Raw genomic sequence first — 26211 nt, forward strand, 5'->3', positions numbered from 1 at the left:
AATTTGCTGGAAGTTCGACAAGGGGGCCGCGGGCCCTGGCGGCAAGAAAGAAGGGCGGCGGCAGGCAAACGAGATCGTCTAAATTCGATCGCGTGTGGTCTGGCGGCTGGTTTCCGTGTGCATGGAGGCAAAAAACGCCCGCGCGTCGTCGCAGTCCCTGGCGATGCCGGTCTGGAGGGCATCCAGGCCATCGTAGGTCAGTTCGTCGTGCAGTTTGTGTAGCAGTTCCACACGGATGATTTTACCGTAAGCCTCCTCACTGCCCAGGCTGGCGGGCCACGCCAGGCAATAGGTCTCCAGCAGCACCCGGCCGGCGTTGATGTCGCGGGCGTCCAGCGAGGGACGCACGCCGAGGTTGGCCACGCCGGGCAGGGGACTGTCGGCCAGGCCGTGCACATGCACCGCAAAAATCCCGGCGGCGGCCGATTTCCAGTGCGAAAACCGCAGGTTCAGCGTGCGAAAACCCAGCTCCCGGCCCAGCTTGCGGCCATGCACCACATGGCCGGAGATGCTGTAAGGCCGGCCCAGCAGGCGCGCGGCGTCTTCCATGCGGCCCTGCGCCAGCGCCTCACGCACGGCCGAGCTGGAGACCCGGTGGCCATGCACCTCGTAGCTGTTCATGCGGGCCACGTCAAACCCTTGTTGGTCGCCGGCGGCATCCAGCATGGCGTAGTCGCCGGCGCGTTTGGCGCCAAAACGGAAATCGTCACCCACCAGCACGTATTTGGCCCGCAGCCCGTCGACCAGCACGTCGCTGATAAAGGCCTGCGGCGTCTGCGTCGCGAGTCTGGCGTTGAAAGGCAGCACGATGGTCTGGTCCACGCCGCAGCGCGCCAGTTCAGTGAGTTTGTCGCGCAAGGTCGAGATACGCGCCGGCGCCGTGGCCGGCGAAAAATATTCGCGCGGATGTGGCTCGAAGGTCATCACGCAGGCCGGCAGGCCGCGGTGTTGGGCTTCGTTTTTGAGCAGGGCCAGCATGGCCTGGTGGCCGCGATGCACGCCGTCGAAATTGCCTATGGTCAGCGCGCATTGCGAGGCGAGCGCCGGGTGTTGATAGCCGCGGAAAACTTTCATCTTGCAGATTATCGTTTTAATAGCGCCTGGGGTCGGCGGTACGTGCCTGCAAGCGCCAAAAGAGGCCCTTGCCATGGCTTTGTCATGAATTCACGGTATATTGAGGCGTCAGACAGTTTGAGTTCGGTTTCCATGCGTTTTTACAATGATGGAGGTTCGTTTGAAGGTCTTGAAACTCTCAGCCCAGGGCTTGCCGCAATCGTGGATCAGCCTGGAACAAGCCGTGTTGCACTATGCCTCGGATGAAGTGCGCTGGGAGATGGGTGCGCAGGTGGCCACTTTTCACGGTGGCCACAACGCCATCACCGGCAACCAGTCCATCATCCACGTCAACAGCATCATCGGCACCAAGGGCGTGCCCAACATCAATCCCTTCAATCTCAAGCCGGGGCTGACCAACAGCAAGCTGTTTGCGCGTGACCGCAATGTCTGCGCCTATTGCGGCGATCATTTCCACGAAGAAGACCTGACGCGGGAACACATCATCCCGTTTGCGCAAAACGGCATAGATATCTGGATGAATGTGGTGACGGCCTGCCGCGCCTGCAACCACCGCAAAAGCAGCCGCACGCCCGAACAGGCCCACATGCCGCTGCTGTACACGCCTTATGTGCCCAGCTTGTGGGAAGACTTCATCCTGCGCAACCGCCGCATCCTGGCGGACCAGATGGAGTTTTTGATGGCACATGTGCCCAAGACCTCGCGCTTGCTGATCTGACGATGTGATGCGGCTTCCCGCGCCGTGAAAGGCGGGATCATGGTTAAATAAGGGTTTACCCTTGGTTTTAACTCCTCATGATTGTCAGAGATCGTCCCTCCGGCCTCAGGCTCTTTTTTGTGGTGCGCGGCTCCATCCTGCCGCGTATACGCACGACCTTGCTGGTCAACACCCTGAGCGCCATCCTGGTGACCTTGGCCCACGGCAATCTGTTCAGCCTCAAGATCACGCTGACCACCATTCCTTTCACCCTGATCGGCCTGCCGCTGGCGATTTTTCTGGGCTTTCGCAACACCGCCGCTTATGACCGCTACTGGGAGGGGCGCAAACTCTGGGGCGAGCTGGTACACCGCTGCCAGTCCCTGTCGCGGCAATGCCAGAGTTTTATCCAGCCGTCCGAGGCCTCGGGCCAGGCACCCGCTGCCGAAGCGGCGCGCCAGCGTTTGGTTTACCGGGCGATTGCCTATGTCCACGCCTTGCGCCTGCAATTACGCGACCAGCCCGAGAGTGGCGAGTTGCAGCGCTGGCTACCGGCGGCCGAATGGCCGCGTGTCCAGGCCTCCGCCAACAAGCCGGCGGCCATCATGCTGGCCATGGGCCAGGAGTTGGGCGCCTGCCAGCGGCAGGGCTGGCTGGACGCCTGCCTCGCGGCCAGCCTGGACGCGACCTTGTCGGCGATGACGGCAGCGGCCGCTTCCTGCGAACGTATCAAAAACACGCCAGTGCCGTTTTCCTATACCTTGCTGCTGCACCGCACGGCCTACCTGTATTGTTTTCTGCTGCCTTTTGGTCTGGTGGACACGATTGGTTTCATGACGCCTTTTGTGGTCGCGCTGGTGGCTTACACCTTCTTCGGGCTGGACGCCCTGGGTGATGAAATCGAAGAACCATTTGGCCTGGAGCCCAACGACTTGCCGCTGGACACCTTGTGCCAGGCGATTGAAGTCAGCCTGCGCGAATCGCTGGGCGAGGTGTTGCCGACCGTCAAACAGGCACCTGTGGACTACCGCCTGACCTGAGCCGCAGCGGCGCTCAATGGCGTGCCATGTGCGAAGCTCCGAGTTTCGCTTTAGCTCTTCTTTTGATAGCTATTTACGCTTATGGAATAAGGGCTGGAGGACTATTTCATTTGGAATTTAGTGAAAACGGTTCAATCCCGAGGGTGAGGCCTGCTTGCCTGCGCGTGCAGGGCCTATGGAGCGCATACCTACAATGGCGGGTTTTTGTGCGCGTATTCCATTAACTACAAGGATGATTCCATGACTTCCATTCGTCGCTCCTTTTTGGCGACCTGCGCGATTGCTGCGCTGACAGTTTCAACCGGTGCTGCTTTCGCGCAGCAAGCCAAAGATGTGAAGATGGGTTATGCCCTGGCGGTGAACTCCCACTACGGTGCGGCGGCCCAGGCCTGGTCCGACTCGGTGGAAAAAAGCACCAACGGTGCGTTCAAGTTCAAGCAGTTTCCGTCCAGCGCCCTGGGTGGCGAGCGCGAGCTGATCGAAGGCCTGCAACTGGGCACGGTCGAGGCCGTCATCGTGTCGACCGGCGCCTTGAGCAACTTCGTGCCCGACGTGGGCGTGGTGGACATTCCCTTCCTGTTTCGTGACACCGCGCACGCCCGTGCCGTGCTGGACGGCAAGTTCGGCCAGGACCTGCTGACCAAATTCCGCGCGCGCGGCCTGATCGCCCTGTCCTGGGGCGAGCAGGGTTTCCGTCACCTCACCAACAGCAAACACGCGGTGAGCAAGCCTGAAGACATGAAGGGCCTGAAAATTCGCGTGACCGAAAACCCGGTGCACATCACGGCCTTCCGCACCTTGGGCGCCTCGCCCACACCCATGTCCTGGCCCGAAGTGATTGGCGCCTTGCAGCAGGGCACCATCGACGGCCAGGAAAACCCGGTCTCCGTCGTGGTCTCGGCCAAGTTGTGGCAAGTGCAAAAACACATGTCGCTGACCGCGCACGTGTACGCCCCCATGGCGCTGATCGTGGCACCGGCTTTCTGGAACGGCCTGAACGACGCGCAGAAAGCCGCTTTTACCCAGGGTGCCCAGGCGGGTGCGCTGGCTTCACGCAAGTTCGTGGATGAGGTCGAGAAAAAGGGCGTGGAAGAGATCAAGTCGCATGGCGTCCAGGTCGTGACCAATGTGGACAAGGCTGCCTTCAAGACTGCCATGGCCCCGGCCTACAAGCAGTACGCCAGCAAGTTTGGCCAGAAGACGCTGGACGAGATCAGCAACTTCAAATAATCCGGGCGCCACGCGCCTGGAGATCACAAGGCCCGGTACACCCGGGCCTTGGTTTGCAACCTTCTTCTCTTGAGGATGGCGTCACCCGGCGCCTGACCGATCTATGTTAAATCGCATTGAGCGCACGCTGGTGGCTTGCAACCGCTGGGTCCTGATCCTGCTGCTGCTGGCCATGGCCTGCATCGTCTTTGCCAACGTGGTGTTGCGTTACACCACGGGCGACTCCCTGGTCTGGGCCGAAGAGGTGGCGCGCCACCTGATGATCTGGGGCACCTTTCTGGGCGCCGGCCTGGTCTTGCGTTTTGGCGGCCATGTGGCCATCGACAACCTGCACACGGCGGTCGGTACACGCTGGGCGCGGGTGTTGCGCGCCGTGGTGGTGGTGGGCATAGGCGTGTTTTCGCTGGTGATGACTTATTTTTCCATCCTCTACGTCTGGGCCACACGGTTTCAGACCACGGCGGCGACCGACATCGCGATCTCCTGGATTTATTCGGCCATGCCCGCGGGATTTTTGCTGCTGTTCATCCATCTGTTGTTCATCGTGCGCAGCTATGTCTCGGAGGGCCGCTTCGCCGAGTCTGCCGAAATGGACGCCGATGCCGCCGCTTCGCTCTGACACCCCCACGGCAGAAATTTCATGACGACCACTCTTTTTTATTGCCGCCATCGTGCTGATGGTGTTGGGTTTTCCGGTTGCTTTTGCGCTGGCCATGTCGGCTGCGCTGGCGGTGTTTGTAGGCGGGCGTTACCCGCAACTCATTGTGTTCAAGGAGATGTTCACCGGCATCGACAGCTTTCCGCTGATGGCGGTGCCGTTTTTTATCCTGGCCGCCGAGCTGATGTCGGGCGGCGCGCTGACGGCGGTGTTGCTGCGTTTTGCGGCCCAGTTTGTCGGCCACCTGCGTGGTGGCCTGGGTTATGCCAACGTCCTGTCCCTGACCCTGTTCTCGGGCATTTCCGGCTCAGCCCTGGCGGACGCCGCCGGCCCAGGTTCCATGATGGTCAAGATGATGGAAAAGGCCGGATATTCGCGCGCGTATGCGGCTTCGCTGACCGCCAGCACGGCGATTGTCGGGCCCATCATTCCGCCCTCCATTGCCATGATCATTTATGCCATGCAGGACGAGCAGGTCTCGGTCGGCGGGCTGTTCATGGCCGGTTTTATCCCCGGCATTCTGATCGCGCTGGCCATGGCTTTTGTCAACTGGCGGGTCTGCCTCAAGCGCGATTACCGCTCACGTGAGCCGCGCCCCACGGCGCGCGAGATGTGGATCAACAGCTTCAAGGCGATTCCCGCGCTGCTGCTGATTGTGCTGATCCTGGTCGGCATTCGTTTTCGGCATCTTCACGCCCACCGAAGCTTCGGTGGTGGCGGTGTTTTACGCGCTGATCTGCGGCAAATGGGTGTACCGCACGCTGGAGTGGAAGGCGCTGCCCGGTATTGCCTCGCGTTCGGCGCTGCTGACGGCCTCGGTGCTGATGGTGATGGCTGCCTCGGCGGCCTTTGCCTGGGTGCTGACGGTGGAAGGCGTGCCGCAGGCGGTGTCGCAACTGATTGTGGGCTGGGACCTCTCGCCCTGGACCTTTCTGATCGCGGTCAACATCCTGCTGCTGATCTTCGGCATCTTCATGGAGCCGCTGCCCGGCATCATGATTCTGGTGCCTATCCTGGCGCCGATTTCTGCCGCGTTAGGCATAGACCCCATCCACTTCGCGATGGTTGTGATCGTGAACCTGACCTTGGGCATGATCACGCCGCCCGTCGGCGGCCTGCTGTTTGTGACCGCCGTGGCGACCCGGGTGTCGATGGCGGAACTCACCAAGGAGTTGCCGCCTTTCCTGATCGCCCACCTGGTCGTGTTGATGTTGCTGACCTTTGTGCCGGCCATCTCGACCTGGCTACCCCACGTGCTGGGCTTCTAAGACGTTTGCCAACAACCTACTCGCCGGCGCCACGCCGGCGGGGGGACGGGCTTTAACGTCAGTTGGTCATTTCCAGCACCACCAGGTGTTGCCCGGCGGTCGGCCAGGTCTGGCCCGTGACTTTTTCGCCGTTGAACTCCGCTGAAATTGGGCGCAGTGGGGTCTGGCTCAGGTTGAGCTTGGAGCTGGCGACGCCGGCGCCCGTGGGCGGCACGCCGGGCAGCGTATTTTTCCCGTCAAAACGCATGCTGTCCCGTGCCGCATCGAAATAACCGCGCGGCCGCGTCATGCTGATGCTGGACTGGGCGGCTTTGTCGGCCTCGGCCAGGCGTTCGGCGCGCAGGTGCACGATGTTGCTGGCGCGCGGGAAGGGGCTGCGGTAAATGTGTGTGATGGCGTAGCCCGGCGCGCTGATGACAAACTCATAAGGCACACCGGCCTGCGCCTGAAACGGCCCCCAGAGACCGTCGGCACCCACGGTTTTGCTGTGCACAGCGCTGCCCACGCGCGCACCGGTAGCCGCATCGGTGGCATAGACCTGCAGTTGCGCGCCCGGCAGCGCCAGGTTGTTGACGTAGTTGCCCGAGGCCGGGTCGGTGGGGGTGAGGCCCAGGCCGGTGATTTTGCCGTTCAGTACCGGCACTTCGGGCTGGATGGGGCGTGGCGGCGTGTTTTTGCCGGTGATGAAGCGGTAGGTCACCTCAAACGCCGCCGGGGAAAAAGAAGTCTCGCGGTGGTCTATGCGCGGGATCACCACATTGGTCGCGCCCTTGAGCGCTGGCCCGTCAAACCCGACGTTGGTTGCTGTGCCCTTGGCGCCTATCCACACGCCATCGGGCTGGGCAAACTTGTCGTTGTTGTCCGAACGCACGGTCAGCCATTGGACCGGGCCTGTGACTTCGTCACCGGCGGCATTTTTGGGCGCATTGAGCCCGGTCAGAAACGGCCCGGTGCCGGAAAATTCATTGCTTTCGCGAAAACCCTTGATGGCCCAGACGCCGTGGTTGGGTGTGCCGCCCAGGATGGCGCGGCTCACACGTTGATCACCGCCGCCGTTCTGGATGTAGTTGCGGATCGCATTCCCACCGCGCGAGTTGCCGACCAGTACGACCTTGCGGGCGCCGGTGGCCTGCAAGACCTTGTCAACCTCGGCTTTCAGAAAAGCCATGTGTTCGGTCGTGGAGCTGCGCCCCGGCTGGGCCTTGCCGTCATCGTCGCGTGCCAGCGGATAGGGCAGGTCGATGGCGTACAGGCGCTCACGCGGCCAGCCATTGGACTCGAAGCGCCAGAAGCTGGTTTGCCACAAGGCCGCGGTGTCGCCATTGCCGTGTACAAAAACAATGGGCGGATGTTCTTCCAGATCGGGCGCGGTGGCGCAGGCTGTCAACAACAGGCTGCTGGCGATCAGTACGAACAGATGGCGACGTGAGGTCATGCGTGCTCCAGATTAAAAAAGCCCGCAGACAAGGGTCTGCGGGCTGTCATGGTAACGCCGCACATCGTGTTCAGCGTTGAGGGAAGGCTGCTTCAGGCAAACACGCCGGCGCTGTCCTGCATGCGGGCTGATACTTCACCGAGATGGTGCAAGGTGTCGCCAAAACTCATTTCCAGTTGGGTCAGCTTCTTGAAGTAGTGGCTGACGATGTATTCGTCGGTCACACCTATGCCGCCGTGCAACTGCACCGCCTGCTGGCCGACAAAACGCATAGAGGTGCCCAGCTGGTACTTGGCCCGGGCCAGCGCGGCGCGGCGTTCTTCGGCCGGCGCATTGAGCTTGAGCGAGGCGTAATAACTCATGGAGCGGGCCAGCTCCAACTGCATCTTCATGTCGGCCACGCGGTGGCGCAAGGCCTGGAAGCTGCTGATGACCACGCCAAACTGTTTGCGCGTGTTCATGTACTCGACCGTGACGGCCAGGGTCTTGTCCATCACACCCACGGCTTCGGCGCAGGTCGCGGCGATACCGATGTCCACCGCATGTTCCAGCGCGCTCAGGCCATCCAGCGTGATCAGGCTGGCGGGCACGTCCTTGCACACCAGGTCCGCAGCCCGGCCACCATCCTGTGTGCCGTAACCACGGGTGCTGACACCGCTGGCCGTGCGTTCCACCAGGAACAGGGCGATCTTGCCTTGGACCTGGGCCGGCACGATGAAGGCCTCTGCCTGGTCACCCGCCGCTACTATGTTTTTGCTAGCTGTCAGCGTCCATCCCGCGCCGGCTGGAGCCGCCTTTGCTTCGCAAACATCGAGTTTGTAGCGGGCGACACGTTCTTGCGAGGCCAGCACCACCAGGGCTTCGCCGCTGGCAATTTTCGGCAGCCAGGCGGTTTTGACCGCTTCCGGTGCGTAGCCGGACAAGACCGCGCCGGCGATCAGGGTCTGGACCAAAGGCTCGAGCACGATGCCGCGGCCCAGCTCTTCCATCACCACCATGCCTTCGACCGGGCCCATGCCCAGGCCGTCGTTGGCTTCGGGGATGTAGAGGCCGCACAGGCCGAGTTCGGCCAGCTGGCCATAAGCTTCGCGCGAAAAACCGCCGGCTTTGACGATGCCGCGGCGGCGCTCGAAGTCATAAGCCTTGTCCACCCATTTGCGGACCGCGTCGCGTAATTGTTCCTGGTCGTCCGAGAAATCAAAATTCATGATGTTGTCCTTTAACCCAGCACGGTTTGCGAAACGATGTTGCGTTGGACTTCATTCGAGCCGCCGTAAATCGTGGTCTTGCGCATATTGAAATAGGTGGAGGCCAGCGGTGCATTGGCCTGCACGCCGCCGGGGAAGTTGCCTTGCCAGCCGGCTTCCATGGCTTCTTCGATGAGGGGCAGGCTGTAAGGGCCGGCGGCCAGCATCATCAGCTCGCTGTAACGCTGCTGGATCTCGCTGCCCTTGATCTTGAGCAGGCCGGCGATGTCCAGCGAATTTTTGCCGGATTTTTCGGCCGACAAGACCCGCAGCACCAGCATTTCGAGGGCCACCACGTCGACTTCAAGCTTGGCGATTTCATCGCGGAAACGCAGGTCGTCGTAGACGTTTTCGGTCTTGGCCACGCGTTTGAGGCGTTCCAGTTCGCGTTTGGCGCGGTTCACGGCGGCGATGCCGGTGCGCTCATGGCTGAGCAGGTGTTTGGCGTAAGTCCAGCCCTTGTTTTCTTCACCGATCAGGTTGCCGACCGGCACCTCGACATTGTCGAACCAGACCTCGTTGACCTCGGCTCCGCCGTCCAGCAGCACGATGGGGCGCACCGTGACACCGGGTGACTTCATATCGATCAACAAAAAGGAAATGCCGGTTTGCGGTTTGCCTTCGGTGCTGGTGCGCACCAGGCAGAAAATCCATTCGCCGTATTGGCCCAGGGTGGTCCAGGTTTTCTGGCCGTTGACGATGTATTTGTCGCCCTGGCGTTCGGCCCGGCATTTGACCGAGGCCAGGTCCGAGCCCGAACCCGGCTCGCTGTAACCCTGGCTCCACCAGACCTCGCCGCTGGCGATGCCGGGCAGGTGGCGTTTTTGCTGCTCGGGGCTGCCAAAGGCCATGATCACGGGCGCGACCATCACCGGGCCAAAAGGCACAACCTGCGGTGCGCCGGCGAGCGCACATTCTTCTTCAAACAGGTGTTTTTGCACCGCGGTCCAGCCGGGGCCGCCGAATTCCTTGGGCCAGGCGTGGCCTAACCAGCCTTTTTTGCCGAGGATTTTGGCCCAGCGCTGCAAATCGTCGCGCGACAGGCGCAAGGCGTTGTGCACTTTGTGAGACAGCTCGGCGGGCAGGTTGGCACCGACCCAGGCACGTATCTCTTCGCGAAATGTCTGTTCTTCAGGGGTGAAAGCTAAATCCATATCGAGGTCTCCAGTGCGGTCTTTTTAGCACGATCGTTCGCTGCCGGGTGTCAGGCTTGAGACAGTCCCAGTTCCTGCTGCAAATGCGCCACCTGGCCCTGCAGCTGCGACACCTGGGTTTCCAGCGTGGCCAGGCGCTGCAGCAGGCGCTCGGCCTGGCCCAGGGAAATCGGCTCGACTTCGGCATCGACAGCGGCATCGCCCGAGCCGGCTTGCTGCACAGGTTGGTCACCGCAAAGCAGGTGGGCCCAGCGCTGCTCGCGCATGCCGGCGGCCCGGGGCAGTTGTTGCACCAGGGCCGCGCCGCCGTCTTCGCTGCGGGTCTTGAGCTCGTCCAGGGCGTCTTCCACGCTGGCGATGTCGGCAAACTTGTACCAGCGCTCGCTGTTGGTGCGCAACTCGCCCGGCGTTTGCGGCCCGCGCAGCATCAGCAGGCCCAGCAGCACGGCCTGCGGCTCGCTGACGCCAAAGCCGCGTTGAAAGTTGTGCTCAAAACGCGGCACCCGGCTGGAACTGGCTTCAAACACCAGGCTGCTGGCCTTGAGCGCATCTATCGCCTCCTGGGCTTGGGTTTCGGTGAGCTCCATCACCGGGTCGCGGCTGGTTTTCTGGTTGCAGCCCAATAACAGGGCATTGAGCGACAAGGGGTAGCTGTCGGGGACAGTGCGGGCCTTTTCCATCAGGGTGGCCAACACGCGGGTTTCATTCGGGGTAAGTGCTCTCATGGCGATAATCTTAAGGGTCTTCTATAAATCCAATTCTCGGGTGCATGGCGGCGTTGCGCGGTGCTCGGAATCCTCATGCACGCAAGTGCATTCCGGTGTCCTGCGCTCCGCGCGCCTTGCCCTGCATCCCGATAATCGAATTTCTAAAACCCCCTAAAACAATGAAAAACATCGTGATCCTGATTTCGGGCAGCGGCTCGAACATGGCCGCCATCGCCCAAACCGCGCAAGATGAGGACTGGCGCAACCAGTTCGGCGCCAACATCGCCGCCGTGATCAGCAACCGGGCCGAGGCCCAGGGCCTGCAACTGGCGCAAGCGCTGGGGCTGGCCACCGAAGTCCTCAGCCACCGGGACTTTGCCTCGCGTGAGGCCTTTGATACGGCGCTGATGGCGCTGATTGACCGCTACCAGCCGGCGCTGGTGGTGCTGGCCGGCTTCATGCGTATCCTGACGCCGGCTTTTGTCGGTCATTACGCGGGGCGCCTGATCAATATCCATCCCTCGCTGCTGCCGGCCTTTCCCGGGCTGAACACGCATCAGCGGGCGATTGATGCCGGCTGTACCCAGGCCGGTGCCACGGTGCACCAGGTGACGGCGGCGCTGGACCACGGCCCCATCCTGGCGCAAGCGGTGGTGCCGGTGTTGCCGGGGGACACGGCCGAGGCCCTGGCCGCGCGGGTGCTGGTGCAGGAGCATGTTCTCTACCCGCAGGCCGTGCGGGACTGGCTGCAAACCCAGCCTTGAAGAACTGCGTTGAAGTGCTGATTGAGGCGGGCCGCGCAAAGGTTTGAATCCAATCGCCGTTGGCGCGCGTATTCAGAACAGCCGTTGATGTCCAAGCCTGGATGCCGGCGCTCTGTTCAACTTCCTCAAAAGGTATTGTTATGCAAACGAAACACAAACTGGCCTCTATCGGCCTGGCGATGCTCCTGTCCGTGACGGCTGCCTCTTCCTTTGCCCAGGTGATGGTGGGTGGCGCGCCCATGCTGGCTTCCAAAGACATCATCGACAACGCCGTCAACTCCAAGGACCACACCACCCTGGTGGCCGCCGTCAAGGCCGCCGGCCTGGTCGATACGCTGAAAAGCCCTGGTCCTTTCACCGTGTTTGCACCGACCAATGCCGCTTTTGCGGCACTGCCGGCCGGCACCGTGGACACCTTGCTCAAGCCTGAAAACAAGGGCATGTTGACCGGCATCCTGACCTACCACGTGGTGCCCGGCAAGTGGGACGCCGCCGCCATCAGCAAGATGATTAACGACGGCAAGGGCATGGCCGCCATCAAGACCGTGGCCGGTGGCACGCTGGTGGCCAAGTCGGCTGGCGGCAAAATCACCGTGACCGACGAAAAAGGCGGTGTGGCGACCGTCACGATCGCCGACGTCTACCAGTCCAACGGCGTGATCCACGTGGTGGACAAGGTGCTGCTGCCTAAATAATCGCGGCGCACAGCCTGAACGACAGCCCGTGGGTGCTTGATGCACCCACGGGCTTTTTCTTTGTCAGGCCTACTTAAGCTGGTGCAACGCTGCCTTGACGATGTTGCTCGCATTGACGCCGAAAAACTCGCGCAAGGCCGCCCGTGTGTCGCTGCGGCCGAAGCCGTCGGTGCCCAGGGTCAGATAACTGCGGCCCTCGGGCAGGAAAGCGCGAATACTTTCCGGCACGGCGCGCACGTAGTCGGTGGCGGCGACGATAGGCCCCTGGCTGGTACGCAGTTGCTGCGCGATGAAAGCTTCATGCGGCATGCTTTCACCGTTCAACGCGCGCTGCTGGCAGGCCGCGCCGTCGCGCGCCAGTTCGCTCCAGCTGGTCACGCTGTACACCGTTGCTGCTATGCCTTGTTCGGCCAGTTGCTGCGCGGCCTTGATGACCTCGGTCAAAATCGCGCCCGAGCCCAGCAGTGTCACTTTCTTAAGCATTTCAGGGCTCTGGTCCTTATCCATCGGGCGTGAATAGCTATTGAATTGGTAGCAACCCCGGATGATGTCGGCTTCCGTGCCTGGCCGCAGATCGGGCTGGGCGTAGTTCTCGTTCATCAGGGTCACGTAATAAAACACGTCTTGCTGCTCGACCATCATCTCCTGTATGCCGCGGTCGATGATGACGGCCAGCTCGCCCGCGAAAGCCGGGTCGTAGGCCTTGCAGTTGGGAATGGTCGCGGCCACCAGGTGGCTGGAACCGTCCTGGTGTTGCAGGCCTTCGCCGCCCAGGGTGGTGCGGCCCGAGGTGGCGCCCAACAAAAAGCCGCGTGCGCGCTGGTCGGCGGCGGCCCAGATCTGGTCGCCCACACGCTGGAAGCCGAACATGGAGTAATAGATGTAGAAGGGCAACATCGCCAGCCCATGCACGCTGTAACTGGTGGCGGCGGCCGTCCAGCTGGCCAGGGCGCCGGCTTCGCTGATGCCTTCTTCCAGAATCTGCCCGTCCAGCGCCTCGCGGTAACTCAGCACCGAGCCGATGTCCTCGGGCGCGTATTTCTGCCCGACGCTGGAATAAATCCCGACCTGCTTGAATAAATTCGCCATGCCGAAGGTACGTGCCTCGTCGGCGACGATGGGCACGATGCGCGGGCCCAGCGCCGCGTCTTTCAGCAAGCCGCCCAACATGCGCACAAACGCCATGGTGGTGCTCATTTCCTTGCCATCGGCGGCCAGCGCAAAACCTGCGTAGGCGGCCAGGGCCGGCACGGGCATTACCTCGGCCTGGGTGTCGCGTTTGGGCAGGTAACCGCCTAAGGCCGCGCGTTTGGCATGCATGTATTGCATCTCCGCGCTGTCAGCGGCGGGTTTGTAGAAGCTGAGATTTTTCGCCTGCTCGTCGGAAAGCGGCAGGTTGAAGCGGTTGCGAAATTCGATCAAATCCTCGCCGTCGAATTTTTTCTGCGAATGGGTGGTCATCTTGCCCTGGCCGGCGCTGCCCATGCCATAACCTTTTTTGGTGTGCGCCAGGATCACCGTGGGCTGGCCGGTGTGGTTCGCCGCCGCTGCGTAGGCGGCGTGGATTTTCACCAGGTCGTGGCCGCCGCGTTTGAGCCTGTCGATTTGTTCATCGCTCATGCCTTGCGCCAGGCGTGCCAGTTCTTCGTTCTGGCCGAAGAAGTTGTCGCGGTTGAAACGTCCGTCCTTGGCCGCAAAGGTCTGCATCTGGCCGTCTACCGTGTGGGCGAAGGCTTGCGTCAAGGCGCCGGTCAGGTCACGCGCAAACAGGCCGTCCCAGTCGCTGCCCCAAACCAGCTTGATGACGTTCCAGCCGGCGCCGGCAAAGAGTTTTTCCAGCTCGTCGATGATGCGGCCGTTGCCGCGCACCGGCCCGTCCAGGCGCTGCAGATTGCAGTTGACGACCCAGACCAGGTTGTCCAGGCCTTCACGTGCAGCCAGGGTCAAGGCGCTCATGGATTCGGGCTCGTCCATCTCGCCGTCGCCAAACACGCCCCAGACCTTGCGGCCTGTGCAGTCGAGCAGGCGTCTGTGTGTGAGGTAATGCATGAACCGTGCGTGGTAAATCGAGCTGATAGGGCCTATGCCCATGGAGCCGGTCGGGAACTGCCAGAAGTCCGGCATCAGATAAGGATGCGGGTAGCTGCACAAACCTTGCGCGTCGCCGGCGGTCAGTTCCTGGCGGTAAAAACTCAGGTCTTTCTCGCTCAGCCGGCCTTCGAGAAAGGCGCGGGCATACACGCCGGGCGCGCTGTGCGGCTGGAAAAACACCAGGTCGCCACGGTGTTGGCCTTCGCCCAAACCTTCGCGCGCGTGGAAGAAATGGTTGAAGCCGGTTTCAAACAAATCCGCCGCGCTGGCATAACTGGCGATGTGGCCGCCCAGCTCGGCGGAGCCGCCGGATTCGGCCTGGTTCGCGCGCACCACCATGGCCAGCGCATTCCAGCGCATCAGCGAGGCCAGGCGTTCTTCCATCGCCAGGTCGCCGGGAAACACCGGCTGCTCGTTGACATCCACGGTGTTGACATAAGGCGTGGAGAGTTCGGGTTTCCAGCCCACACGTTGTTCGCGCGCCAGCCGCGCCAGCTCGTCGAGCAGGTAACGCGCCCGGGCCGGGCCCTGGCTTGCTGCCAGCGCGGTAAAAGCCTCGCGCCATTCGGCGGTTTCCTGCGGATCGGCATCCGGGGACGGCGTAGGAGTGGTCATGTCAGCGGGCAAAAAAACGTGCAAAGGAAGAGGAGCGTTCATGACCTCAATCTACAGACAGGCGGGCCATATATGCAACCAAGATACGCCGTCCCTGCCAATCAAAGAAGCATAAAATGCTGAAAATAACTGAATTTACAAACTATGAAGCTGGATGCCATTGATTTGCGAATTCTGGACGAGTTGCAGCGTGACGGTTCGCTGTCCAACGTGGCGCTGGCCCAACGCGTGCATTTAAGCCCTTCGCCCTGCCTGGCGCGGGTCAAGGCGCTGGAGGCGGCGAAAGTCATAGACCGTTATGTGGCCATCACCAATGCCGCGGCCCTGGGCCTGGGCCTGAGTGTATTTATCTCCATCAGCCTGAGCTCGCAAAGCAAGGCGGCCTTGAGCGAGTTCGAGCGGCGGATTTCCGAACACGACGAGGTCATGGAGTGTTATTTGATGACCGGCGACAGCGACTATCTGATCCGTGTCGCGGTGGCCGACATCGCCGCGCTGGAAAAATTCATACTCGAGCAACTCACGCCTATCCCCGGCATCGACAAAATCCGCTCGAGTTTTGCCCTCAAGCAGGTGCGTTACAAAACCGCCTTGCCGCTGCCGGCACGCTGACACGCTTGCCGGAAGGGCGACGTATCAAGGCCGTTGTGTTTCCGGGCCTTGAAGCTGTTCGCTGGTCAGTGCCGGGTGTGAGATTTCAATCGCATTGATTTTTGCCAGCAGTTCTTCCCGCCGCTGATGATCTTCCTCGGCCGGGGCGCTGGCCGCCTCGTTGGCGGCATCCACAAACTGAACCAGGCGTTTGGTGCCTGAAGCCATCTTGTGCAGACGGGCCTTGAGTTTGTCGATCACGTCCTGGGCCGTGTATCTGCCTGGCCGGCCATGCCAGATGGCGATATGCAGGTGAAACGCGTGGGGGTCGCCGGTTTTGTCGGCGGCCCGTATGCAGTCCGCCAGCAGCTTGGTCGAGACCTCCGACAGGGCGTTGCGGTTGACCGGCCCTTCGACCAGCAACATGAAATGGTTTTCGTCGTAACGCACCACGGTGTCCATGTCGCGCACCGCCCGGCGCAGGATTTCACCGAGACGTGACAGCGCCGCTCCGCGTTTTTCGTCGGCCACGGCATCATGGCTGGGTGCCTGATCCAGCCAGCGCAAGAGCAGGACGCCGCATTCCGCACCCCGGCGCTGGGCCTGCGTCAGGATCTGGGGCAGCCGGCGCTCGACGATACGCGGCAGCATCAGGCCGCTGGCCGGGTCATACGTCGTCAGTGCAGCACCGCGGTGGTTGGAAAACAAGGCGGCCCGGCTGCGCCAGGCCAACACCAGGAAGATCCAGAGCAAGCCAAGGATGGCTGACAAAACACCGGCGACCTGCGCCACTTCCACGTTGGACACCCAGCCGGCGTTGTAAGCCACCCTGGCCAACGTGGCCAGGCCTATGGGCGCCGCACCGAGCAAGAGCAGCCGGTTCCAGGCCTGGCCCCGCAGCGACATCCAGACCAGGCTGCCCATCAGGGCAAAGGTCGCCAACGCCATCCACAGGTTGCGGACAGGACTGGGCAACAGGTTCTGATTGATCAACATCAGACCGGCCATCAGCAGGCTGCCCACGACAACGACCAGCAGCAAGCGGTGGATGAACGGGTGGCCGCTTTTGGCGTAAGTGGCCTGGGTGCAGAACCAGGCCCCGGCAGCCATGCTCAACGCGGAGGAGACCCAGCCCATGATCTGGTTGAGGTAGGCGCTGTGTGGCCAGACACGCCAGCTGCCGTAACCGATCAACACCAGTTGCGTGAACATCAGGGTCATCACCACGGCGCCCAGCCACACAAAGACCTGGTTGCGCGCCATCGCAAACGCGCCCAGGCACAACATGGCCAGGACACTGAACATGCCCCACATCAGCCCCATCACCACACCGACCCGGGACGCGCCATTGACGTATTCGATCGGGGTCAGCAGCATGGGGGGGCGATCGGTGATGGCCCGCCGTTGCTCGAAGCGCATGTAGTAGGTTTGCACCTGGTCACTGTGGGTCAGCAGCTCAAAACTGGGAACACGGGTGCGCAAGGTCCAGTCGGCCGGTGCTATCGCGTGGCCGGCGGACTGGATGCGCCAACCGCCTTGTGATTTTTGCGAAAAAAGACTCACTCGGAAGATGGACTGACCCGGCAAGCGGATGAACCAGGTTTGTGGGGTCTCGGTGATGGGCAAGGCGAAGCGTGCCCAGACATCTTGCTTGTCCGAGGTGGGGAGCACGGTGGTAGGGGTGTAAGGCTGGAAGTCCCAGGTTTCGGTGGCGGCAAAAACATCGGGCGTATCGACCGAATTTTTGGGAACCGCAACCCATTGCAGCGGCTGCGCCAGCGCCAGGGTGGCGCTGTCGTCGTAAACCCGGTCAAAGACCTGGGTATGGCCCGTGCCCAGGAAGCCGCAGAGCACCATCAGTAGAAAAAAACGCACAAGCTCACCCTTTGATACATGTGCGTAGCTTATTGCAAAAATCCGGCCCCTTGGCGTTTCGCCTGCCCAGGGCGCGACGCGGCGGGATCGCCACACCACAGGCCTGTAATCAAGGCGTCACATCGGTTGCGCACCATCAGGTTTTCTTTCAACACTGGATTGCCCATGCCCTTTTCCCGTCTTGCCACCCAGTCCCTGTTCCCGGCTCTGGCCGTGTTGGCACTGGTGTCCCCGCTCCAGGCCCAGACAGTTTTCCCCGCCACCTTGTCCGGCCATGCGCTGCTGCCGGCGCAGTCCTTCATTGCTGCGCCCAAGGATGCGCCGCAGGATCTGAAAAACGCCGGAAAATTCACCACCGGCAAACGGGTGGAAGCCCTGGGCTCGGTGGAAGGGCTGTCGGCCGGACGCCCCACCGGCGTTTCGCTACCGTTCAAGGGCCAGCCGCTGCAAGGCCATTCCGGTATCAAAAAGATGGCTGACGGCAGCTTCTGGATACTGACGGACAACGGCTCAGGCGCCAAGGCCAACTCGCCCGATTCCATGTTGTACCTGAATCGTTACGCCGTGGACTTCAAGGGCGGCGGCATGAAGCGGCTGGAGACGATTTTCCTGCACGACCCGGATAAAAAAGTGCCATTCCGCATCGTTCACGAAGGCACGAAACAGCGCTACCTGACCGGCAGCGACTTTGACACCGAAAGTTTCCAGATCGCCGGCGGCGCCTTGTGGATTGGCGACGAGTTTGGCCCTTTCCTGATCAAGACCGATATGAAGGGCAAGGTGCTGGCGGTGTTTGACACGCTGGTCGACGGCAAGGTCGTGCGTTCCCCCGACCACCCGGCCGTGACCACGCCGGGCGCGCCCGGCGGCGCGGTGGATTTCCAGGTGCGGCGCTCCAAGGGGTTTGAAGGCATGGCGTCGTCCAAAGACGGCGGCAAACTTTATGCGCTGCTGGAAGGCGCCTTGTGGGATGCGCCCGCCAAGGCCAATGAAAAGCTGGACGGCAAGGACTATTTGCGCGTGCTGGAGTTCGACGTGAAAAGCGAATCCTGGACCGGCCGCCACTGGAAATATGTGCTCGAAAATGCCAGCCACGCGATTGGTGACTTCAACATGATCGACGGCACCACCGGCCTCATCATCGAGCGCGACAACGGCGAAGGCACGGCCGACAAAGCTTGCCCCGAAGGCCAGAAACGCAGCGATTGTTTCCACGACCTCGCCAAGTTCAAACGTGTCTACAAGGTTGAACTCAGTGATGCGAATGTGGGCGCCGCCGTGCGCAAGATCGGCTACATCGACTTGATGGCTATTGCTGACCCAAACAAGCTGGCGCGCAAGCCGCTGAACAACGGCGTGTTGACCTTCCCCTTCTTCACAATTGAAAACGTGGATGTGGTGGACAGCACCCACATCGTGGTCGGCAACGACAACAACCTGCCGTTCTCCAGCAGCCGCGAGCCCAACAAGGCCGACGACAACGAGCTGGTGTTGCTGGAAGTCGGGGAATTCCTGAAAGCCAACTAAGCCGCCCGTGACGGGTCGCAAGCGCTATTGAATCAATAGCTGCTTGCGCCCGTTCCACAAGGGCTGGAGCCCTGAAATGCTTAAATTTTCGACTGGAAGACCAGGCCGGCGTGTTCACGCAGCGCATGGAACTTGATCTTGGGCCACTGCTGCTCCACGGCGCGCAAGGTGGCGCTGTGGTCCACCAGCAGGGTGGGCGCATCCACGGCGTCCAGCGCCACGCGGTGTGAGTTGGCGTCCATGAATTTTTTCAACTCGTTGGCGTCGTCCGAGGTCACCCAGCGCGCCAGGTTGAACTGGCTGCCCATGATGCGCGCCTTGACGCCGTATTCATGTTCTAGGCGGTGCGCCACCACCTCAAACTGCAACTGACCGACAGCGCCCAGCAGCAGCAGGGAGCCGGCAATCGGCCGGAACACCTGGATCGCGCCTTCTTCGCCGAGCTGCGTCAGGCCGGCGCGCAACTGCTTGCTGCGCAGCGGGTCGGCCACTTCGACGGCGCGGAACATTTCCGGCGCGAAAAAAGGCAGGCCGGTGAACTGCAAGGCTTCACCTTCGGTCAAGGTGTCGCCCAGCTGCAGCACACCGTGGTTCGGGATACCAATGATGTCGCCGGCAAAAGCCGTGTCCAGCAACTCGCGGCGCTGGCTCATGAAACTCACCACGGTGTTGGGCCGCAGCTCCTTGCCGCTGCGCACGACTTTGAGTCGCATGCCGCGCGTGAACTCGCCGCTGGCGACGCGCAAAAACGCAATGCGGTCGCGGTGCGCCGGGTCCATATTGGCCTGGATCTTGAAGACCACGCCGGAGAATTTCTTTTCTTCCGGATGCACCACACGCTGCATGGCCGTGCGTTCGGCCGGTGCCGGCGCCAGATCCACCAGTGCGTCCAGCACTTCCTGCACGCCGAAGTTGTTGATGGCCGAGCCGAAAAACATCGGCGTTTGTTTGCCGCCCAGAAAGGCGTCACGGTCAAACTCGGGCGAGGCGCCTTCCAGCAGCTCCAGCTCGTCTTGCGCCTGCGTGAACTCAGCGCCAAAACGCTGGGTCGCCTCGGCATTGTCCAGGCCGGACAGGATTTCATCGTCGCCGCCGGCCTTGTCCTCGCCGGGGCTGAAAACACGCATGCGTTTTTCACGGCGGTCATAGACGCCGTGAAAGAGTTTGCCCATGCCGACCGGCCAGGTGAAAGGCACCACCGTCATGCCGAGCTCCTGCTCGATCTCGTCCATCACGCTCATCGGGTCCTGCACCTCGCGGTCCATCTTGTTGACAAAGGTCAGGATGGGCGTGTTGCGCGCGCGGCACACCTGCAGCAGGCGGCGGGTTTGCGGTTCGACGCCATTGGCCGCATCGATCACCATCAGTGCGGCGTCCACGGCGGTCAACACGCGGTAGGTGTCTTCCGAGAAGTCCTGGTGGCCGGGGGTGTCCAGCAGGTTGATCACGCAGTCGCGGTATTCCATCTGCATGACCGAGCTGGCCACCGAGATGCCGCGCTGCTTTTCAATCTCCATCCAGTCGGAGGTGGCGTGGCGCGCGGCCTTGCGCGCCTTGACGCTGCCGGCGATCTGGATCGCACCCGAGAACAGCAACAGCTTTTCGGTCAGCGTGGTTTTACCCGCATCGGGGTGGGAGATGATGGCAAACGTGCGACGGCGCTTGACCTGTTTGGCGATTTCGGTGGTTTCGGACATAACCCGCGATTATCGGCGAGACGACTACCCCCACGCTTTTGGCTACGCCGCTCTTCGAGAACACTGCGTGTAATGCGCTGCCCCCAGAGGGGGCTGGCCTTGCTTGGGGCGGCCCGGCGCTGCGGCCGTTGCTTCCTTACTCCGGTACTGAGTCGGGTTGTTTCGCGAAACGCGGCTGGCGTATCCCGTTAATCACCACCTCTTCATTGAACATCGCGGCCGGCCGCACCCACAGGCCTTGTTCGCCATACAAGGCGCGGTACAGGGTCAGGGGCTCCAGGCTTTCGCTGTGGCGCACCGTGCCCACCACTTCATACATCAAACCTTTGTAGTGGCGGTAGAGGCCGGGCGGGGTCAGGATCAGGGGCGGGAGGGCGTCGGACATGGTCATCAAGATAGCAAAAGGCGCGTCGTAGGCCTGGGGTGGGACAATAGGGGCTATGCATCCTAACGCCTTACTCGACAGTTGTTCCGAGCTTCTCAAGCAGGTTCTCAAATTTGATCACCCCGCCGACATGGTGGTGTCGCGCCATTTTCGCGAGCAGCGCCTCGGCCCGCGGGAGCGGGCCACGGTGGCGGAAACGATTTACGGCGTGCTGCGTAAAAAGAATCTCTACACCTACCTGGCGCAGCATGGCAGCGGCCCGCTGGAGCGGCGCCTGGCCATCCTGGGCTTTGCGGCCGAACGCGATTTTTTGCTGGGCGCCTTGACCGAGCCTGAAAAAGACTGGCTGGCCCGTTGCGACCAGGTCAAACCGGCGGACCTGATGGAGTTGCATCGCCACAACCTGCCGCAGTGGCTGGTCGAGCCGCTCAAGGCCCAGCTGGGGGATGACTTCTGGCCGCTGGTCGAAAGCCTGAATGCCCCTGCCGGCCTCGATCTTCGCGTCAACACCTTGAAGGATAAACGGGCTGAAGTTCAGAAAGAGCTTGCGAAGGAAGCTATCAAAACCGTAGCAACGCCGTATTCGCCCTGGGGCTTGCGGCTGAGCACCAAACCGGCGCTCAACAAGCTGAATGCCTTCACACGGGGTGCCATCGAGGTGCAGGACGAGGGGTCGCAACTGCTGGCCCTGCTGCTGGATGCCAAACGCGGCGAAATGGTGGTGGATTTCTGCGCCGGCGCCGGCGGCAAGACCCTGGCGCTGGGTGCCAGCATGCGCAACACTGGGCGCTTGTACGCCTTTGACACCTCCGGCCACCGCCTGGACGCCTTGAAGCCGCGTCTGGCGCGCAGCGGCCTGTCCAACGTGCATCCGGTGGCCATTGCCCACGAACGTGACGAGCGCATCAAGCGCCTGGCCGGCAAGATTGACCGCGTGCTGATCGATGCCCCGTGCTCCGGCCTGGGCACCCTCAGGCGCAACCCCGACCTGAAATGGCGGCAAAGCCCCAAGGCAATTGAAGAACTGACGGTCAAACAAGCGGGCATTTTGCAAAGTGCGGCGCGGCTGCTCAAACCTGGCGGCCGGTTGGTGTACGCCACTTGCAGCGTGCTGCAGGACGAAAACGAGGCGATTGCCCAGGCTTTTGGCGAGGCCAATAAAGATTTCACACCTCTTGAAGCCAGCGGGATTTTGACCCATATGGGAGTGGAAGGCGCCGCCAAACTCTGTAGCGGCCCCTATTTGCGCCTCTGGCCCTACCTGCATGGCACCGATGGATTTTTTGCTGCCGTTTGGCAAAAGGCTCAAGTAATTTGAGGATAAAAGGCGGTAGATGACAAATTTTTTGACGTCTATCGGCCATTTTGAGTGCTTTTGCTTAAAAACCGGGTTTCCCGGGGTTACTGTTTGGTGATTCCTGGGGCGACGCCTACAATAGAGTGTTGATCTGGCACAGGCTTGGCCGCATGAGCGCGGGGTGTTGCTATGGATCGCTGTTTAAAGGATTTTTTACATGATCGTGTTTGACGCCGCCCTCGACTGGCTGGCTAATGGACTGGTAAACGCTAGCTGGTGGCAAATCGTGCTGTACACCTTGGTGACGACCCACATCACCATCGCCAGCGTGACGATTTATCTGCACCGCCATCAGGCGCACCGCGCCATGGATTTGCACGCCATTCCGGCGCATTTTTTCCGCTTCTGGCTGTGGCTGGGCACGGGCCAGGTCACCAAGGAGTGGGTCTCTATCCACCGCAAGCACCACGCCAAATGCGAAACCGCTGAAGATCCACACAGCCCGCAGGCCTATGGCATCAAGAAGGTGTTCTGGGAAGGTGCCGAGTTGTACCGCGCCGAAAGCAAGAACAAGGAAACCATGGTCAAGTATGGCCACGGCACGCCGAACGACTGGGTCGAGCGCAATGTCTACACGCGTTACAGCTGGCAGGGCGTGGGCTTGATGATGATCATCAACCTGGCTTTGTTTGGCGTGGCCGGTCTGGCGGTCTGGGCTGTGCAAATGGTCTGGATTCCCGTGACGGCTGCCGGCATCATCAATGGCATTGGCCACTACTGGGGCTACCGCAATTTCGAGGCGCCAGACGCCAGCACCAATATTTCGCCCTGGGGCATCATGATTGGTGGCGAAGAGTTGCACAACAACCACCACACCTACCCCACGTCGGCCAAGTTCTCGGTCAAGCCTTACGAATTCGACATTGGCTGGGTTTATATCCGGGCCATGGAAAAAGTGGGCCTGGCGACCGTCAAGAAGGTGCCGCCCAAGCTGCAACTGGGTTCCATCCAGCCCGTGGCCGACGAGAAAACCCTGGAAGCCCTGATTGCTCACCGCTACGAAGTGATGGCCGGGTTTGCGCGTGAATTGCGCCGTGCCGGCCAGGCCGAAATCGAAGTGCTGAAAGCCCGCAAGGCCGACATCTCGGTGCTGCAGGCTGCCAACCGCTGGTTGCACCGCGACGACGACAAGGTGCCAGCGGCTGCCAAGCCCCAGATTGCGCAAGCCCGTGCCGAACATCCGGTGCTGGACAAAATGGTCACCATGCGTGAAGAGTTGCGCCAGATGTGGTTGTCCACTTCGGCCTCGCGTGAGCAGCTGGCCGGCGATCTGCAGGCCTGGTGCCGCCGCGCCGAGGAAAGCGGCATTGCCGCCTTGCGTGATTTCTCCATGAACCTGCGCGCCGCACGCGCCTAAGTTTTCATCACCCAGCCCGCTTTGGCGGGCAGCTCCCTGATTCAGGCTGCACCAGCGTCACCCGCTGCTGCAGCCTTTTTCATGGGCGCATGGTTTGCGGGGCTTGTCTCAGGTGCTTGCGATCAGGTCTGCCGGCGCGTGGTGCTGAGACGTGCTGCGGGTGTTGTTTTCTGTGCCGTGCCAGGAGACCGGGCGCATGCTTTTTGGCAAGCGGGCAAGCTAGGTGATGCGGTATGCAAGGTGAGGGTGGGCCTCATCATTTGCATTCACATCAGTTTCGAGCAGGCATAAAAAAACCCGCGGGAGACCAGCGGGTTTTTTAAAAGCGACGACAAGCATCGCTGAATCAGGCTGAATTACTTCAGCTTGATCTCTTTGTATTCCACATGCTTACGTGCTTTAGGATCAAATTTCATGATCAGCATCTTGTCAGGCGTGGTTTTCTTGTTTTTGGTGGTCGTGTAGAAATGACCCGTGCCGGCAGTTGATTCCAGCTTGATTTTTTCGCGTGCGCCTTTAGCCATGATGATTCTCCTTAGATTTCACCGCGGGCACGAAGGTCCACCAGGACCGCATCGATGCCGAGCTTGTCAACGAGACGCAGACCAGCGCTGGACGTGCGCAGACGCACCCAACGGTTTTCAGTTTCGACCCAGAAACGGCGGTATTGCAGATTAGGCAAAAACCGGCGTTTGGTTTTGTTGTTCGCGTGAGAAACATTGTTTCCCACCATCGGGCCTTTGCCCGTTACCTGACAGACGCGTGCCATGAGCACTCTCCGTATAAAAAAGAAAAAGGATGCTGAAACCAGAAGGTCGCTCAGCTAAGCCCTTGATTATAACCTGAAAACAAATTGCCATCAAGTCGCGTGTATCGAGCCGGCCAAACGGCCGCTCAATTCGGGGTCAGTTGCTCTGCTCCAGGAAGCGTTGTGCATCGAGTGCCGCCATGCAGCCGGTACCGGCACTGGTGATGGCCTGGCGGTACACATGGTCTTGCACATCACCGGCGGCAAACACGCCGGGCACGCTGGTCATGGTGGCAAAACCCTGCAAGCCGGTTTTGGTGATGATGTAGCCGTCTTTCATCTCCAGCTGGCCGGCGAAAATGTCGGTATTGGGCTGGTGGCCAATGGCGATAAAACAGCCTTGCAGCTTGAGGTCTTCGGTTGCGCCGCTGTGTGTGCTTTTGAGCCGCACGCCGTTGACGCCCGAGCTGTCGCCCAGCACTTCATCCAGGGTCTGATTGAGTTTCAACTCGATCTTGCCGGCCGCCACTTTTTCGTGGAGCTTGTCGATGAGGATGGCTTCGGCCTTGAACTTGTCGCGCCTGTGCACCAGGTAGACCTTGCTGGCGATGTTGGACAGGTAGAGAGCTTCCTCCACGGCGGTGTTGCCGCCACCGACCACGCAGACTTTCTGCTCGCGGTAGAAAAATCCGTCACAGGTGGCGCAGCCTGACACGCCCCGGCCCATGAAGGCGGTTTCTGTTTCCAGGCCCAGGTATTTTGCCGAGGCGCCGGTCGCAATGATCAGCGAGTCGCAGGTGTAGGTGCCACTGTCGCCGGTCAAGGTGAAAGGGCGTTTGCTGAAATCAACCTTGTTGATGTGGTCGAAGATGATTTCTGTCTTGAAGCGTTCCGCATGTTCAAGAAAGCGTTGCATCAGGTCGGGTCCCTGGACACCTTGTGCATCGGCAGGCCAGTTGTCCACGTCGGTGGTGGTCATGAGCTGGCCGCCCTGGGCGATGCCTGTGATCAGCACCGGGTTGAGGTTGGCGCGGGCCGCATAAACAGCGGCTGTGTAACCTGCGGGGCCTGAACCCAAAATGAGTACTTTAGAGTGAGTCATGTTGAAAACCTGGTGGGGAAAGCTTGGGAACTCAGTTAGAGTTGCAAGCAGTTGGGGTTGGTCTCAGGGTTTCAAACCCTGAAGCCCGGGAAATTGGCTGGTACAACACATGTATTGTAAGAACCCGCGTGAAGTCCATTCGGCGGCGCGATCTGGAGAAGTTTGTTATGTCAACGATGGTCTCTAACCTGGAACTGATTCGCCGGGTTCCTTTGTTTTCGATACTGACGGCCGCGCAGGCGGAGTCGGTGGCCGCGGCGGTGACCAAACGCCGCTACAAACGCGGCGAAGCGATTGTCGAGCAGGGCAAACAGTCCAACGCCCTGGCCATCATCCTGACCGGGCGGGCACGTGTTGTGACCACCGATGCCCGGGGCCGGGAGGTGATCCTGGCCACCATGAACCCCGGCGACTACATCGGCGAGATGAGCCTGATCGACAGCGAGCCGCATTCGGCCACGGTGCGCACCGAGATCCAGACCGACGTGTTGATGGTGGGCCGGCAGGAGTTTGCGCGTTGCCTGCCGGAAAACGGCTCCATGGCTTATGCGGTGATGCGAGGACTGGTGCAGCGCCTGCGCCAGGCGGACCGCAAGATCGAATCGCTGGCCCTGATGGATGTGTACGGCCGGGTCGCCCGGGCCTTGCTGGAGTCAGCCGCGCTGGACGGCGATGGCAACACCATCATTCGTGAGAAGGTCTCGCGCCAGGACCTGGCCAAGATGGTGGGCGCTTCGCGCGAGATGGTCAGCCGTGTGATGAAAGACCTGGAAGAGCGTGGTTACATCGAGACACGATTAGACGGTGCGACCTGGGTCAAGGACAGGCTCAACACCCTGGGCTGAGACGTACTTTTTTCGCGGCCTTTTCCGTCATGAGAACCTGTTCAACTGAGGT

Annotated in this window: 23 protein-coding genes and 1 pseudogene; 12 read left to right on the forward strand and 12 right to left on the reverse strand. The window is 61.2% G+C overall.

What is annotated here, in order from left to right; all coding sequences use genetic code 11:
- Positions 1-78: 78 nt before the first annotated feature.
- Positions 79-1074: a bifunctional riboflavin kinase/FAD synthetase gene (locus ACHMXK_RS03900; protein WP_397437860.1), complete on the reverse strand. Its 996-nt coding sequence runs from the start codon at positions 1072-1074 to the stop codon at positions 79-81.
- A gap of 160 nt (positions 1075-1234) precedes the next feature.
- Between ACHMXK_RS03900 and ACHMXK_RS03905 the strand changes: the two genes are divergently transcribed.
- From ACHMXK_RS03905 to ACHMXK_RS03925, 5 genes and pseudogenes are all read left to right on the forward strand, one after another.
- Positions 1235-1792 carry an HNH endonuclease gene (locus tag ACHMXK_RS03905; RefSeq protein ID WP_397437862.1) on the forward strand — a complete coding sequence of 186 codons (558 nt, stop codon included), beginning with the start codon at positions 1235-1237 and terminating at the stop codon, positions 1790-1792.
- A gap of 77 nt (positions 1793-1869) precedes the next feature.
- Positions 1870-2811 carry a bestrophin family protein gene (locus ACHMXK_RS03910; protein ID WP_397437864.1) on the forward strand — a complete coding sequence of 314 codons (942 nt, stop codon included), beginning with the start codon at positions 1870-1872 and terminating at the stop codon, positions 2809-2811.
- A gap of 240 nt (positions 2812-3051) precedes the next feature.
- On the forward strand, positions 3052-4041 hold the full coding sequence (locus ACHMXK_RS03915) for a TRAP transporter substrate-binding protein (RefSeq protein ID WP_397437867.1): 990 nt from the start codon (positions 3052-3054) through the stop codon (positions 4039-4041).
- A 103-nt stretch (positions 4042-4144) separates the two neighbouring features.
- Entirely contained in the window at positions 4145-4660 is a 516-nt protein-coding gene (locus ACHMXK_RS03920) for a TRAP transporter small permease (RefSeq protein ID WP_397437869.1), read from the forward strand.
- A 58-nt stretch (positions 4661-4718) separates the two neighbouring features.
- Positions 4719-5967, forward strand: a pseudogene (locus tag ACHMXK_RS03925) (TRAP transporter large permease).
- Positions 5968-6025: 58 nt separating this feature from the next.
- Here ACHMXK_RS03925 and ACHMXK_RS03930 read toward each other — a convergent pair.
- The 4 genes from ACHMXK_RS03930 to ACHMXK_RS03945 all read right to left on the reverse strand — a co-directional run bounded on the left by ACHMXK_RS03930 (position 6026) and on the right by ACHMXK_RS03945 (position 10528).
- On the reverse strand, positions 6026-7402 hold the full coding sequence (locus tag ACHMXK_RS03930; RefSeq protein WP_397437871.1) for an alpha/beta fold hydrolase: 1377 nt from the start codon (positions 7400-7402) through the stop codon (positions 6026-6028).
- Positions 7403-7494: 92 nt separating this feature from the next.
- Positions 7495-8610 carry an acyl-CoA dehydrogenase family protein gene (locus tag ACHMXK_RS03935; protein WP_397437873.1) on the reverse strand — a complete coding sequence of 372 codons (1116 nt, stop codon included), beginning with the start codon at positions 8608-8610 and terminating at the stop codon, positions 7495-7497.
- Positions 8611-8621: 11 nt separating this feature from the next.
- On the reverse strand, positions 8622-9803 hold the full coding sequence (locus ACHMXK_RS03940) for an acyl-CoA dehydrogenase family protein (RefSeq protein ID WP_397437875.1): 1182 nt from the start codon (positions 9801-9803) through the stop codon (positions 8622-8624).
- Between the two features lie 50 nt (positions 9804-9853).
- A complete protein-coding gene (locus tag ACHMXK_RS03945) occupies positions 9854-10528 on the reverse strand; it encodes a YceH family protein (RefSeq protein WP_397437877.1) in 675 nt (224 codons plus the stop codon).
- Between the two features lie 161 nt (positions 10529-10689).
- Here ACHMXK_RS03945 and purN point away from each other — a divergent pair, with 161 nt between their 5' ends.
- Positions 10690-11274: a phosphoribosylglycinamide formyltransferase gene (purN, locus tag ACHMXK_RS03950; RefSeq protein WP_397437879.1), complete on the forward strand. Its 585-nt coding sequence runs from the start codon at positions 10690-10692 to the stop codon at positions 11272-11274.
- 140 nt (positions 11275-11414) lie between these two features.
- Positions 11415-11969, forward strand: a complete 555-nt coding sequence (locus tag ACHMXK_RS03955) for a fasciclin domain-containing protein (RefSeq protein ID WP_397437881.1) — start codon at positions 11415-11417, stop codon at positions 11967-11969.
- A gap of 69 nt (positions 11970-12038) precedes the next feature.
- Here the strand turns inward: ACHMXK_RS03955 and mdeB are convergent, their stop codons facing one another.
- On the reverse strand, positions 12039-14717 hold the full coding sequence (gene mdeB, locus ACHMXK_RS03960) for an alpha-ketoglutarate dehydrogenase (RefSeq protein ID WP_397437882.1): 2679 nt from the start codon (positions 14715-14717) through the stop codon (positions 12039-12041).
- Between the two features lie 102 nt (positions 14718-14819).
- Between mdeB and ACHMXK_RS03965 the strand changes: the two genes are divergently transcribed.
- Positions 14820-15287 (forward strand): Lrp/AsnC family transcriptional regulator, encoded by a 468-nt coding sequence (locus ACHMXK_RS03965; RefSeq protein ID WP_397437884.1) that lies wholly within the window; start codon positions 14820-14822, stop codon positions 15285-15287.
- Between the two features lie 24 nt (positions 15288-15311).
- Here ACHMXK_RS03965 and ACHMXK_RS03970 read toward each other — a convergent pair whose 3' ends face one another.
- On the reverse strand, positions 15312-17141 hold the full coding sequence (locus ACHMXK_RS03970; protein WP_397437886.1) for a 7TM diverse intracellular signaling domain-containing protein: 1830 nt from the start codon (positions 17139-17141) through the stop codon (positions 15312-15314).
- 165 nt (positions 17142-17306) lie between these two features.
- Between ACHMXK_RS03970 and ACHMXK_RS03975 the strand changes: the two genes are divergently transcribed.
- A complete protein-coding gene (locus ACHMXK_RS03975; RefSeq protein ID WP_397437888.1) occupies positions 17307-18668 on the forward strand; it encodes an esterase-like activity of phytase family protein in 1362 nt (453 codons plus the stop codon).
- Between the two features lie 80 nt (positions 18669-18748).
- On the opposite strand, the gene ACHMXK_RS03980 is transcribed toward ACHMXK_RS03975, so the two are convergent.
- Both ACHMXK_RS03980 and ACHMXK_RS03985 read right to left on the reverse strand, forming a co-directional pair.
- Positions 18749-20365 (reverse strand): peptide chain release factor 3, encoded by a 1617-nt coding sequence (locus ACHMXK_RS03980; protein ID WP_397437890.1) that lies wholly within the window; start codon positions 20363-20365, stop codon positions 18749-18751.
- 136 nt (positions 20366-20501) lie between these two features.
- Positions 20502-20750, reverse strand: a complete 249-nt coding sequence (locus ACHMXK_RS03985) for a DUF1653 domain-containing protein (protein WP_397437891.1) — start codon at positions 20748-20750, stop codon at positions 20502-20504.
- A gap of 55 nt (positions 20751-20805) precedes the next feature.
- Here ACHMXK_RS03985 and ACHMXK_RS03990 point away from each other — a divergent pair, with 55 nt between their 5' ends.
- Together ACHMXK_RS03990 and ACHMXK_RS03995 are read left to right on the forward strand one after the other, a co-directional pair.
- The gene (locus tag ACHMXK_RS03990) at positions 20806-22068 is read left to right on the forward strand and encodes an RsmB/NOP family class I SAM-dependent RNA methyltransferase (RefSeq protein WP_397437893.1); all 1263 of its coding nucleotides are present in this window, start codon (positions 20806-20808) and stop codon (positions 22066-22068) included.
- Positions 22069-22264: 196 nt separating this feature from the next.
- Entirely contained in the window at positions 22265-23464 is a 1200-nt protein-coding gene (locus ACHMXK_RS03995) for an acyl-CoA desaturase (protein WP_397437895.1), read from the forward strand.
- Between the two features lie 356 nt (positions 23465-23820).
- Here the strand turns inward: ACHMXK_RS03995 and rpmG are convergent, their stop codons facing one another.
- From rpmG to trxB, 3 genes are all read right to left on the reverse strand, one after another.
- Positions 23821-23988: a 50S ribosomal protein L33 gene (gene rpmG, locus ACHMXK_RS04000; RefSeq protein ID WP_007863188.1), complete on the reverse strand. Its 168-nt coding sequence runs from the start codon at positions 23986-23988 to the stop codon at positions 23821-23823.
- An 11-nt stretch (positions 23989-23999) separates the two neighbouring features.
- Positions 24000-24233: a 50S ribosomal protein L28 gene (gene rpmB / locus ACHMXK_RS04005; RefSeq protein WP_096666509.1), complete on the reverse strand. Its 234-nt coding sequence runs from the start codon at positions 24231-24233 to the stop codon at positions 24000-24002.
- Positions 24234-24369: 136 nt separating this feature from the next.
- The gene (trxB, locus tag ACHMXK_RS04010; RefSeq protein WP_397437897.1) at positions 24370-25314 is read right to left on the reverse strand and encodes a thioredoxin-disulfide reductase; all 945 of its coding nucleotides are present in this window, start codon (positions 25312-25314) and stop codon (positions 24370-24372) included.
- Between the two features lie 167 nt (positions 25315-25481).
- Between trxB and ACHMXK_RS04015 the strand changes: the two genes are divergently transcribed.
- On the forward strand, positions 25482-26159 hold the full coding sequence (locus ACHMXK_RS04015; protein WP_397437899.1) for a Crp/Fnr family transcriptional regulator: 678 nt from the start codon (positions 25482-25484) through the stop codon (positions 26157-26159).
- Positions 26160-26211 lie beyond the last annotated feature (52 nt).

Origin of the sequence: Polaromonas sp. UC242_47, from assembly GCF_044452385.1 — a bacterium.
In the GTDB taxonomy this organism is placed as follows: domain Bacteria; phylum Pseudomonadota; class Gammaproteobacteria; order Burkholderiales; family Burkholderiaceae_C; genus Polaromonas.

What these genes read in the sequence shown, in the direction of transcription:
- rpmG (WP_007863188.1), bottom strand. Translation starts at nt 23,988, where the DNA reads ATGGCTAAAGGCGCACGCGAAAAAATCAAGCTGGAATCAACTGCCGGC.
- ACHMXK_RS03930 (WP_397437871.1), bottom strand. Translation starts at nt 7,402, where the DNA reads ATGACCTCACGTCGCCATCTGTTCGTACTGATCGCCAGCAGCCTGTTG.
- ACHMXK_RS03935 (WP_397437873.1), bottom strand. Translation starts at nt 8,610, where the DNA reads ATGAATTTTGATTTCTCGGACGACCAGGAACAATTACGCGACGCGGTC.
- ACHMXK_RS03985 (WP_397437891.1), bottom strand. Translation starts at nt 20,750, where the DNA reads ATGTCCGACGCCCTCCCGCCCCTGATCCTGACCCCGCCCGGCCTCTAC.
- ACHMXK_RS03945 (WP_397437877.1), bottom strand. Translation starts at nt 10,528, where the DNA reads ATGAGAGCACTTACCCCGAATGAAACCCGCGTGTTGGCCACCCTGATG.
- ACHMXK_RS03975 (WP_397437888.1), top strand. Translation starts at nt 17,307, where the DNA reads ATGCCCTTTTCCCGTCTTGCCACCCAGTCCCTGTTCCCGGCTCTGGCC.
- ACHMXK_RS03920 (WP_397437869.1), top strand. Translation starts at nt 4,145, where the DNA reads ATGTTAAATCGCATTGAGCGCACGCTGGTGGCTTGCAACCGCTGGGTC.
- ACHMXK_RS03980 (WP_397437890.1), bottom strand. Translation starts at nt 20,365, where the DNA reads ATGTCCGAAACCACCGAAATCGCCAAACAGGTCAAGCGCCGTCGCACG.
- ACHMXK_RS03965 (WP_397437884.1), top strand. Translation starts at nt 14,820, where the DNA reads ATGAAGCTGGATGCCATTGATTTGCGAATTCTGGACGAGTTGCAGCGT.
- ACHMXK_RS03910 (WP_397437864.1), top strand. Translation starts at nt 1,870, where the DNA reads ATGATTGTCAGAGATCGTCCCTCCGGCCTCAGGCTCTTTTTTGTGGTG.
- ACHMXK_RS03940 (WP_397437875.1), bottom strand. Translation starts at nt 9,803, where the DNA reads ATGGATTTAGCTTTCACCCCTGAAGAACAGACATTTCGCGAAGAGATA.
- ACHMXK_RS03955 (WP_397437881.1), top strand. Translation starts at nt 11,415, where the DNA reads ATGCAAACGAAACACAAACTGGCCTCTATCGGCCTGGCGATGCTCCTG.
- rpmB (WP_096666509.1), bottom strand. Translation starts at nt 24,233, where the DNA reads ATGGCACGCGTCTGTCAGGTAACGGGCAAAGGCCCGATGGTGGGAAAC.
- purN (WP_397437879.1), top strand. Translation starts at nt 10,690, where the DNA reads ATGAAAAACATCGTGATCCTGATTTCGGGCAGCGGCTCGAACATGGCC.
- mdeB (WP_397437882.1), bottom strand. Translation starts at nt 14,717, where the DNA reads ATGAACGCTCCTCTTCCTTTGCACGTTTTTTTGCCCGCTGACATGACC.
- ACHMXK_RS04015 (WP_397437899.1), top strand. Translation starts at nt 25,482, where the DNA reads ATGTCAACGATGGTCTCTAACCTGGAACTGATTCGCCGGGTTCCTTTG.
- ACHMXK_RS03915 (WP_397437867.1), top strand. Translation starts at nt 3,052, where the DNA reads ATGACTTCCATTCGTCGCTCCTTTTTGGCGACCTGCGCGATTGCTGCG.
- ACHMXK_RS03990 (WP_397437893.1), top strand. Translation starts at nt 20,806, where the DNA reads ATGCATCCTAACGCCTTACTCGACAGTTGTTCCGAGCTTCTCAAGCAG.
- trxB (WP_397437897.1), bottom strand. Translation starts at nt 25,314, where the DNA reads ATGACTCACTCTAAAGTACTCATTTTGGGTTCAGGCCCCGCAGGTTAC.
- ACHMXK_RS03900 (WP_397437860.1), bottom strand. Translation starts at nt 1,074, where the DNA reads ATGAAAGTTTTCCGCGGCTATCAACACCCGGCGCTCGCCTCGCAATGC.
- ACHMXK_RS03995 (WP_397437895.1), top strand. Translation starts at nt 22,265, where the DNA reads ATGATCGTGTTTGACGCCGCCCTCGACTGGCTGGCTAATGGACTGGTA.